The sequence below is a fragment of the Glaciimonas sp. GG7 genome (assembly GCF_052976905.1).
This window is the reverse complement of sequence record NZ_JBRIIQ010000120.1, coordinates 1-10,536: the sequence shown is the minus strand read 5'-3', so window position 1 is coordinate 10,536 and position 10,536 is coordinate 1. Positions and strand designations below refer to the sequence as shown.

Annotated in this window: 12 protein-coding genes; 5 read left to right on the top strand and 7 right to left on the bottom strand. The window is 50.4% G+C overall.

What is annotated here, in order from left to right:
* The 6 genes from ACVBEF_RS18850 to ACVBEF_RS18825 form a co-directional block, all read right to left on the bottom strand.
* The coding region (locus ACVBEF_RS18850) for a copper resistance CopC family protein (RefSeq protein WP_447125458.1) at positions 1–230 on the bottom strand (230 nt) is incomplete at its 3' end.
* Positions 231–242: 12 nt separating this feature from the next.
* Positions 243–1,145: a hypothetical protein gene (locus ACVBEF_RS18845; RefSeq protein ID WP_447125457.1), complete on the bottom strand. Its 903-nt coding sequence runs from the start codon at positions 1,143–1,145 to the stop codon at positions 243–245.
* Positions 1,146–1,229: 84 nt separating this feature from the next.
* Positions 1,230–1,664, bottom strand: a complete 435-nt coding sequence (locus ACVBEF_RS18840; RefSeq protein ID WP_447125456.1) for a DUF2946 family protein — start codon at positions 1,662–1,664, stop codon at positions 1,230–1,232.
* A gap of 121 nt (positions 1,665–1,785) precedes the next feature.
* Positions 1,786–2,595, bottom strand: a complete 810-nt coding sequence (locus tag ACVBEF_RS18835) for a tyrosine-protein phosphatase (RefSeq protein ID WP_447125455.1) — start codon at positions 2,593–2,595, stop codon at positions 1,786–1,788.
* Positions 2,596–2,841: 246 nt separating this feature from the next.
* Positions 2,842–4,932, bottom strand: a complete 2,091-nt coding sequence (locus ACVBEF_RS18830) for a M13 family metallopeptidase (protein ID WP_447125454.1) — start codon at positions 4,930–4,932, stop codon at positions 2,842–2,844.
* A gap of 157 nt (positions 4,933–5,089) precedes the next feature.
* Positions 5,090–5,821 (bottom strand): hypothetical protein, encoded by a 732-nt coding sequence (locus tag ACVBEF_RS18825; protein ID WP_447125453.1) that lies wholly within the window; start codon positions 5,819–5,821, stop codon positions 5,090–5,092.
* Positions 5,822–6,065: 244 nt separating this feature from the next.
* Between ACVBEF_RS18825 and ACVBEF_RS18820 the strand changes: the two genes are divergently transcribed.
* The 5 genes from ACVBEF_RS18820 (at position 6,066) to ACVBEF_RS18800 (ending at position 10,184) form a co-directional block, all read left to right on the top strand.
* Complete coding sequence (locus tag ACVBEF_RS18820) at positions 6,066–7,361, top strand: MFS family transporter (RefSeq protein ID WP_447125452.1); 1,296 nt, start codon at positions 6,066–6,068, stop codon at positions 7,359–7,361.
* 767 nt (positions 7,362–8,128) lie between these two features.
* Entirely contained in the window at positions 8,129–8,275 is a 147-nt protein-coding gene (locus tag ACVBEF_RS18815; RefSeq protein ID WP_447125451.1) for an acyl-CoA dehydrogenase family protein, read from the top strand.
* 398 nt (positions 8,276–8,673) lie between these two features.
* Positions 8,674–8,862, top strand: a complete 189-nt coding sequence (locus ACVBEF_RS18810; protein ID WP_447125450.1) for a hypothetical protein — start codon at positions 8,674–8,676, stop codon at positions 8,860–8,862.
* A 557-nt stretch (positions 8,863–9,419) separates the two neighbouring features.
* On the top strand, positions 9,420–9,572 hold the full coding sequence (locus ACVBEF_RS18805) for a DUF5993 family protein (protein WP_447125449.1): 153 nt from the start codon (positions 9,420–9,422) through the stop codon (positions 9,570–9,572).
* A gap of 12 nt (positions 9,573–9,584) precedes the next feature.
* Positions 9,585–10,184, top strand: a complete 600-nt coding sequence (locus tag ACVBEF_RS18800) for a disulfide bond formation protein B (RefSeq protein ID WP_447125448.1) — start codon at positions 9,585–9,587, stop codon at positions 10,182–10,184.
* A 30-nt stretch (positions 10,185–10,214) separates the two neighbouring features.
* Here ACVBEF_RS18800 and ACVBEF_RS18795 read toward each other — a convergent pair.
* Positions 10,215–10,536: ATP-binding cassette domain-containing protein (locus ACVBEF_RS18795; RefSeq protein ID WP_447125447.1), on the bottom strand; the 322-nt coding region annotated here is incomplete at its 5' end.

Genomic DNA, 10,536 nt, shown 5'->3' with positions numbered 1-10,536 from the left:
GGCTTACCCTGCGCGTCGCTGACAACGATGCTGCTAAAGGCCGGTTCGAGTGTTTCGTTAAAGGTGATTTGGACCTCTTGGGGCGCACTGGCGGCATTCACAATCGCACCGGCAACAGGTGATTGTGTTTCTGGCTGAGCGTGCGCCCAGACCTGACCGATGCCACCTAAGCAGAAAGAAACGCACAGAACAACACGCGCGACAGCGTGATGAATAGAAAAGTTATGCATGATAAAAGCCTCTTAAAAAATGGATTTGCCGATGGATGTTGGAAAAAGATCATCGAGAAAAAAGTGGGTTTGCAGCAGCACACCGATGCTGTGACCGCTGGCGCTATTGGCAGGAATTTGCGCCTCAAGGCCGATCTGCATGGAGCGCGACTCCCACAAAATGCCGGGATTAATCGTGCCCGTGGTACGACCCGAGCAATTGCCGCTGGTGCAGGTACTCATCGCCAGTTCAACCACCGGAATCATGTTCGAGAACGGCTTAGCCAGACCCACATTGTTAACGAAGGATTGCAAGTACGGCAGGCTGTATTGCAGCGTCACGCCCCAGTTCACGGCATTCGGCACGCTATGGTCGCTCGCGTATTGCTGACCTAGCGTACCGGTAATAGCCAAGGGCTTGAGCCACCGCAATGCCTCAGGCAGATCGCCAAAACCTTTGCCCGCATAGATGGTCGGTGTATAGGTCGAATAATGGCTACCAATGGCCTGACTGCCGCTGCGACCAATGTCACTATCGACGCCGACTGAAAGCATAAATTCATGCACCGGATTGACGTACGCCATGTATTTGACGCCCAGACCGAGATTGTCGAAGCCCTTGACGGTGGGGTTGCCGCTTGCGTGCTGCGTAACGTAGCTGGTCCCAACGCTGATGGCCAGATTGGGCGTGATGGTTTTGGCATAGTTGGCTGACAAGCTATTGACGCTGGTACTGCCGGGATCGTCGTCGTTCGGTGTGCGGAGGTGGCCGAACTGCATATCGAGTTCGTCGCCCACGCCGGGATCGTCAACCGCCATCGTGGCCGGGAAAACCCGGTTACCTGCAATGGCGTGAGCGTTGGCTTGACTGAGTGGCAGCGCCGTCAGGCTCGCAATCGCCAGTCCGAAAGCGGCGCGTGTAAATGTGTTGGTCATGATGTTTATTCCATCGAGAAAGCGTGGTGCAGCAAGCTGCCGCGCAAACAATGTGCGGCAGTATCTCAAAAAGTCAGAATGGAATCAGAGCGGTGGTGGCTGCGGGCGGCTGGCGGCGGCCACGGTATAAGGGCGGAAGGCCGCGCCCATGGCTGCAATGAAAGCGTGGCGGGCGGCGATGGTTAAGGTGATTTGTAGCTGGGTAGTGAGCAGAAAAGGACTATGCGCGTAGAGGTTGCAGTAGCCGCAAGCTTCCTGACTCTCGTGCCCTTTTTTGCCGTCGTCGTGATTCTCATGCGCTTGAGGAGAATACTGGCTTAGCGTGTGTGGTTGCGCAGCCTTGGTATTTTCCTCATTTAGAGGATCATGAAACAAACAGTTTGGCGCTGCCAGAATAATGGCCGTCAAATCCATTTGATGCGCGCGTTGGAGGCGCTGGGCTAACAGGGTTTGGGACACCATAGGCGCGAACCCGCCGATCAGAAGCATCACTATTCCGATCCATGCGACGTAGTGCATTCGCCTTAAAGCCAGCATCCCGGTTGTTCTTTAATAAATAGTAAACGGCGCAATTATCCCATGTAGGGGGCTGCAATAGATATGAAAAATACACTTGAATTTTGCACCTCCTCCAGCCCAATTACAGCCCTGACACCGACTCCAGATAGTTGGCGCGAATCAACGCCGTATCAATCCCCAGTGTGTTTTCCAGATACTGCTGCATACCACCATAGTTATCGTCGATCACTTGTTGCGCCGCCTCCAGATAGGCAGTCTCAACCAGCAGCAATGGCCCCATCGCAGCAATCGGTAATCCGAGTTTTCCGACCTGTTTTTGCAGATGCGCATTGCCCGCCGGATTACTGTCATTCGATGCCAGAAAATCGGTCACGATGGCGCTGCGCTCAATGCCGAGCGCCGACAGCAGCAAAAGACTGGCAAAACCGGTTCTGTCCTTGCCTGCCGTGCAGTGATACAGGATGTTGTGATTCTGTTCGGCCTGCTGCAAAAAGCGCCGGAATGGCGCTTGATAATGCCGCGGAAAATCGCGATAAAACGCCAGCATGAATTCCCGGCTATCGTCGGCGGTGCCATTTTGTAGCGCCGTGAGTGCCGATGATTGCACCAGATTGCCAATCAGTATCGGATCGGCGACCCAGTTAAAGATCTCTGCGAACGACGACTCGGCGCTATGCTTTTCGCCGTCGGAGCGAAAATCGATCACCACATTGAGATGCAGGCGCTGTAATTGCGCCACATCGGTCGGCGTGGCCAGTCCCGGGTTAGCGCTGCGCAGCAAGCGTCCGGTTTGAATCCGACGCCCGTCCATCGTGATTTTTCCACCGAGATCGCGGAAATTGTTGACTTGCTCAAACACGTATCCGGTGTCCGGTGACGCTGTGTCCAGCGTGTTGTTCGCATCGGCAGGGGGTATCAATTGTTCTGACAAAAAACTACTCCTTATTTAGGGGGGGGCATTTGATATCAAAAAATCCGTTCGTACTGAGTAGCCCGTTAGGGCGTATCGAAGTAGTTGCATGCGTTAGCGATTCTTCGATACGTCACTTTATGCCTACTCAGTCTGAACGGACTGAGTAGTACTTTACAAATTTTAAATGTCAACACACCTTAATGAAAAAAGGGTCGATGGCGTTAGCCGTCGACCCCGGTACTTCGGACCACAGTGAGACCTTTATCACCACATAATGACGCGTTGCTCCGGCGGTAAATACATTTTGTCGCCGGGTTTGACATCAAACGCGCTATAGAAGCCCGGTTGATTTTCCAGCGTGCCGTTGCCACGGAATTGTGGTGGAGAATGCGGATCGGTTTTGATATACACGATAGCCTGTGCGTCGCGGACTTTGCCGCGCCATACTTGCGCCCAGCCCATATATAAACGCTGGTTGCCTGTCATGCCATCGATCAACGGCGCGGTCTTGCCAGCTAACGATAGCTGATACGCTTTATAGGCGATGGTCAGGCCGGAATTGTCAGCGATATTTTCACCCAGGGTCAGTTCGCCATTGAGCTTGTAGCCGGGCACCGGACTATAGGCTGCGTATTGGGCGACCAGCGCTTTCGTCTTGACGGCAAATTTCTCATGATCTTCTTTGGTCCACCAGTCGCGTAAATTGCCGACCTCATCGTACTGACTACCCTGATCATCAAAGCCATGGCTGATTTCATGACCGATCACCGCGCCAATACCGCCATAGTTGACCGCGTCGTCGGCTTGCGCGTTAAAGAACGGCGGTTGCAGAATCGCCGCCGGAAACACAATTTCGTTCATCTCCGGGTTGTAATACGCATTCACCGTCTGAGGCGTCATGCCCCACTCATCGCGATCAACGGGTTTGCCGAGTTTGTCGATATTGTGCTGATACTCAAAGTTATTAGCACGCATGATATTGCCGATCAAATCCTCTTTCTTGATCGTCAGCGATGCGTAATCACGCCATTTTTTTGGATAACCGATTTTGATCATCATGGTCGAGAGTTTTTTCTCAGCCTGTTGCTTGGTCGCCGGTCCCATCCAATCCAGAGTCTCAATACTTTGTCGGTAGGCCGCAATCAGATTGCTGACCAATTGCTCCATCCGGGCCTTGTTTTCTGGCGGAAAATACTGCGCAACATACAGCTCGCCAAGTCCTTCGCCAACCGCATTCTCGACCATCATCACGCCACGCTTCCAGCGCGGCTCGTTTTCTGGAACGCCACGTAATACGCTACCGTAAAACGCAAACTGCGCATCAACGTAGGGTGTCGACAAGGACGACGCAAACCGGCTCAGAACGTGCCATTTGAAATAAGCCTTCCAGGCCTCGAGCGGGGTGTTTTGCAATATCTGATCGAAACCCTTGAGATAACTCGGCTGGCTGACCACGACATAGGAAACCTTGCCTTTGAGGCCTGCGCCAACCAGATAGTTGTTCCAATCGTTATGGGGCGCTAATGCAGACAATTTGTCTAATTCAACTTTGTTATAGGTTTTGACCGGATCGCGATTCTGTACTTTGGTCCACTGCACCTTGGCTAGTGCGGTTTCAAGCGCGAGAATACTTACCGCTTTACTGGCCGCAGCCTTGTCTCCGGCCAACGTGAGCATCTTCTCAATGTGGGCGAGGTATTTGGCGCGCGTTTCTTTCAGTTTGGCGTCGTCATCCTTCAGATAGTAGTCACGGTCCGGCATACCGAGTCCGCTTTGCCCCAGATCGGCAATGACCTTGGTGGAATCTTTGGCATCCTGATGAATGCTGATGTCATAGGGAACCGTGACGCCGATGCGCGACAAATGCGCGATCATGCTGGCAATGTGCGATTTATTTTGCAGTGCATCAATTTTCGCAAATTCGCCGTTCAAGGGAGTCACGCCCAGACTATCAAGCGTTTTTTCATCCATAAAACTGGTGTACATATCGGCGATTTTTTGCGCGTTGGAGCCGGGAACGGCGGCTTGGTTGCGGCTGGCCGTATCCACAATCGTCCGCAATTGGTTTAACGAATTTTCGCGCAATTCATAGAACGAACCCCATGACGATTTATCGGCAGGAATCTCGGTTTTTTGCAGCCACTTTCCATTCACATACGTATAAAAATCATCTTGCGGGCGGATCGCCGGATCGATATTTTGCATATCGATGCCAGACAACAGCGCGGTAGCTGAAGCGGATGTTGTAGTAACAGAGGCGCTCAGTGGTGTGAGCGCCTCGGCAGCATGGACTGCGCCAGTCACCGTGGTGAGTCCGACTGTTAATCCTGCTGCGGCAATGATGGTTTGTGTCATAAGTCGTCGATTCACGAGTAAAAATCCTTAACAGGGGTGATTGTTGAGTGGCTTTTTTTCCTGAAAATGCGTCTGTGATACAGCGCATTCAGCGGCCAACAATTTATCACTAAGTTGGCACTATGAGTTGCCATTATGTTGATGGAGAGCAGACATTTTATTGCCGACGATACGTACTCTCTCGTGTCGGCGGACCATTCAGATCACTTCCGATGGCGTAGAGCGAAATAACCATCCGCGCAGCCTCAGGGGTTCTGGTCAGTATCATTTTACTCACCGCAACTTCATCAATGGAGCAGGTATTGCGTCGGTCAATGCGCAACTCAACGAGCGCGTCGCTGGCGGCGACAACGGTGTGGTTTGCGCGTTTGCAGCCGGGTGCGTTGAGTGTTTTGCCAGAGATCGATAGCTTTTCGTCGGTCGCATATGCGTTACTCGGGGCATCTGCGGTCAGATTTTCGCTCCAGGTGCCGAGCGCCCAGGGCGGTATCGAGAAGCCCGACAGGGAGATAGAGGACACTGGCGTCGCCAAGAGGCTAGGGAACACATCATGCGCGACTTGACGCGTCAAACTCAGCTTCAGGTAGGGGTTTCTCATCACGCTATGCACGGTGATGGTACTGACGATGTTGCCATCCAGACTGATCATTAATGTTTGCTGTAAAGCGTTACGTGTGGTTTCTTCTAATCGGCTCAGCGCCTGCGGTGTGAGCGTCACGCTCAATACTACAAATGCGGTATTGGCTTGCGCCTGGTCTTGAATGTTCAGATTGATTTCCGAGAAGTCCCGATCCGATGAAAAATTAATTTCAGCGGCGGAACAGGTATGGGCTGTCAACGCTGCACAGGCGCTAAAGAAAAGTACCGATAACCATATTCGTATAGACATTTTCTCTGCGCCGCAATAATCGGCATCCATTTTGACAATTGGCTGATCTTACACAAGTCTTGATGGGAGATAAGTTTTTCCTGGTGGCGACACATTTGATGGGCCTGATCTGGCATCAAAGATCTGCCTTTCTGGGACGATTTTACGTAAGTCCTAAATTGTTTGTTTCACAATGCGCACGAAATAATGTAAAACATACACGTTACATAAAACGTTGTACTTAACTAAATATAGGACGGGACAGATGGCGCAACAAGGACTTTCAGCTGCAGCTGATCGACGCAAACGTGTTTTTGCGATTGTCGGGGCTTCATCAGGCAATCTGGTGGAGTGGTTTGATTTTTATGTTTATTCTTTTTGCGCTATTTATTTTGCCCCTGCATTTTTCCCCAGCGACAATCCCACCACGCAATTGTTAAATACCGCCGGCGTTTTTGCCGCCGGGTTTTTGATGCGTCCTATCGGCGGCTGGATTTTCGGTCGTATCGCCGACAAACGTGGGCGCAAGACTTCGATGATGACCTCAGTGTTAATGATGTGCACCGGCTCGCTCCTGATCGCCTGTATGCCGACCTACGCCACCATCGGCGCGGCCGCACCCGCGTTGCTCTTGTTTGCACGCTTGCTGCAAGGACTTTCCGTCGGCGGTGAATACGGCACCAGCGCCACCTATATGAGTGAAGTTGCGCTCAAAGGTCAGCGCGGGTTTTATGCCTCGTTTCAATACGTCACCTTGATTGGCGGTCAGTTGCTGGCGGTGTTAGTCCTGGTGATTTTGCAGCAGTTGCTCACTACTGAGCAGCTCAAAGACTGGGGCTGGCGGATTCCTTTCGTGCTCGGTGCCTGCGCGGCGATTGTTGCTCTGTATTTGCGGCGCTCCCTCAATGAAACATCGACCAACGATTCGCGCAAGAATAAAGACGCCGGAACCCTTGCCGGTCTGATGAAGCACAAGGTCGCGTTCATGACCGTGATCGGTTTTACTGCTGGTGGTTCGCTCATTTTCTACACCTTCACCACCTACATGCAAAAGTATCTGGTCAACACCGCCGGCATGAACGCCAAAACCGCCAGCGCTGTGATGACCTTCGCGCTACTGGCGTATATGCTGATGCAGCCGCTGTTTGGCGCACTCTCGGACCGGATCGGACGCCGCAACTCGATGCTCTGGTTTGGCGCGCTGGCAACGCTGTGCACGGTGCCGCTTCTGCATGCATTAGCGACTGTCACCAGTCCATATGCTGCATTTGGATTGGTGTTGCTAGCGTTAGCAATCGTCAGCTTCTACACCTCGATTAGCGGCTTGATCAAGGCTGAAATGTTTCCGCCGGAAGTACGTGCGCTGGGGGTTGGTTTGTCCTACGCGCTGGGCAATGCCATCTTTGGCGGCTCAGCCGAATTCGTCGCCTTGAAATTGAAATCGATCGGATTGGAGTCCACGTTTTATTGGTACGTCACAGCACTGTGTGCGATTGCCTTGATGGTCGCGTATTGGATGCGCGACCCGAGTAAAGAAGGTTATTTGCGCGATGAGCCTTAATATCGGTGGCTGACGTATCAACCAGTTATTGAGGGGTTGCGGCACTGAGAAAAAGGGAGGCGAACTATTGTAAGCGCCATCACGCACGTCCTTTGCGGCGGAATTTAATAAGGTAAACCTCCGGCTTTGCCGGGGGACTTACCAAGGTTTGACCTATACGTCGGTCGCTTTGTAACTTCTATCTCTATCAAAAGAAGGAATTTCAAAGCAAAAGAATATCAATGTTTGAGTCATATCCGTTGGGATTGTAAGTACCCTATTGGGTTTATACCTAAATGCCGCAAGAAGCTGATTTATGGCACTTTACGCAAACATCTCGGTGAGATATTTGATGGTTGACCTTGTTTTGCGTGGAGACTAATCGGCCCGGATTTTCTAAAGGCAAGTTGCTGGAAAAAAATGATCTCAAAGGGCAAGATACCTTTGAGCTTTGCTTCTCTGATGTACGCGTTCTAGCCAGTAATCGGATCGGCGAAGAGAACAAAGGATTCCACTATATCTCTCTCCAACTCGCCTGGTAGCGTCGGTTCATCGGTCTGCGTGCTGTCGAATCGGTACGTACTGCTCGAAGAAACCATCTCCTACACTCGGTAGCGCAACGTCTTCGGTAAGGCCTTGCTGGAATATCAAAATACCCGTTTCAAACTAGCCGAAGTCAAAGCGCGGGTACCTTTGTCGATCATTTTTTGCGGCGGGTAATGTGCGGTGAACTGACCGCAGAAGTGGCTGCGATGGCGAAGCTCAACGGCTCTGAAATGCAGTGAAAATTGCTGGATGAATTGCTGCAACTGCATGGCGGTTACGGCGATATGAGCGAGTATAAAATCAGCCCGGCGTGGGTAGATGCGCGGATTGTGCGGATTGATGACGGGACGTCGGAGATGATGAAGGAAATTATTAGTCGGAGTTTGTAGTGATTTGATAAGGAAAGTTGAAGGTAGACAAACAGCCCCGCTACTGATGAGTAACGGGGTTGTTTTTTTTGGATCATACGAAACATGTTTACGCGATATAAACGTAGATCATGCACCACTAGAAAGATATTTCTATTTTAGTTATTGAGATATTTTCTGGAGATACTATTCTTGAGCCGTACGCTGTAACGGTCCTATGTGGACACTGCGCAAACGTACTAACACGTCAGTAGAGAGAGGAGGAATGAAGGATTGCTATTTTTCTTACAAATTCTTTATCAATCAGAAGCTGTATTTTTATAATTTTCCATTAAAAATCAAACCGTTATTATTTTTTTTGCAAAAAATTTTTTATCTCAGCATCTTGAACTTAGTTAATTTAATCTACGAGGCAATCCATGAAAAACATTAAATCGTCACTCTATATTATCGCCCTGCTGTCTTTGGTTGGGACCAGCACTGCCCACGCACAATCTTGTACTCTTAGTAATAATATATATGCGGCAGAAGAAGCAGTAGAAAACAATGTGAATAAGATGTTAAAAGATGTTGGATTACCGACATTTCCAGTTACCGTAGTCTGTTAACACCCATTGATCGGGATGACTGACAAGCTATTGCACAGATAATATGCAAAGTGTCGTCAGCAAAGGCTTCCCATGCTGAGGATGACTGCAATATTTTACAATGCCCCTCCTTTAACCGGAGGGGCTGTTTTTTGTGTCATACGAAATATGTCTGCGCTATATAACGACTAACGTAAGACCTACATGAACCCCAGACTTGTCTAGGTGTTGTGACTGCCGCATTCTTACAACTTCATATTTGAATAGAGTGAGCATGAAGAGGAAGTCAGAATTTTGGATGGCGGACGTAGCCGCCCTTTTTTTATCCTATTTTGATGCCGGTATTGAACATGGATAGCCAGGATTATTCTGGTACGCCCAACCATCTTTTACTGTCTTTGATCGAGGCAGAGTCTTCCTCATAATCAGACTTGTCTGTATTTTCCTTTTGTTGTTGATCCGATATACTTTTTCACCTTGTCGACACACAACATTCATCGCACTCAGTTTTCGATAAACAAAACTATTCCACTCGTTTCGCCACCCATATCTCTTTGCTTCACGAAAGAAAGCTTTTTATGTATTTACCCTTTTTAATCGCCTTACTCGCCGTCATCAGCATGATCTGCGGTAAGAAAAAAATCGGTTACGTTTGTTGGTCTGCGTTGCTGATCGTTACGCTCGGATGGTTCAGTCGACTCGCCACTAATCCACTGTATCTTTCCTTTTAAGCGAGGCCTCCTATGAACCATTTTGCGTCTCACGCACAACGCCGCAATGCAGAGTTAATTGGCACGAGTGAAATACTGAATATCTTTGCACTGGCAGGGGTCAGTCTGGCACTGACCATTGCCTTTTATTACCAGTTAGCACATCACGATCTCCCATGCCCACTATGCTTGCTGCAACGTGCGGGCATGATTGCCATCGGCATCGGTTTCTTCATGAATATACGGTTTGGTATTCGTAGCGCGCATTACGGCGTTGCATTATTGGGCGCGTTGATTACCGGCAGCATCGCTGTGCGGCAGGTAATGATGCACATCGTTCCAGGGCGCACGAATGGTTACGGTACTGAAGTATTCGGCCTGCATTTTTATACTTGGGCGCTACTTTCATCGGTGGCGGCAGTGGTGTTTATCGCTGGCATGTTGGTACTCAAATCGTGGGAGCGTCCGGCTGAATTTAAATTACGAGTATCCGGTTTGGGAAAGATTTCCATCGCCATTTTCACCCTCTTGATCGCCGCCAATCTGCTCTCCACCGTGCTCCAATGTGGTATCGGTCGATGTGGCAGTAATCCTACTGTCTATGAGCTTCTTGAATTATCAGTGACCAAATAACGAAGCGCCCGGGCGCTGCCGCCATGCCATTCAGAGGCCAGCGCCAGTGCCCAAAAATTGTTGTAACTCCACGGTTTTCGGATCGCCAAAAATAACCTCCGGCGAACCGATTTCATGCACCTTCCCCTGATGCATAAACACCACCCGGTCACACACTTCGCGCGCAAAACGCATTTCATGTGTGACCATCAGCAGCGTCATTCCCTCATAGGCCAACACCCGCACTACGCCCAGGACCTCGTTCACTAGTTCGGGGTCCAGCGCTGAAGTGATTTCATCGCACAGCAACGCCTGCGGTTGCATCATCAACGCACGCGCAATCGCGACCCGCTGTTGCTGACCGCCCGAGAGT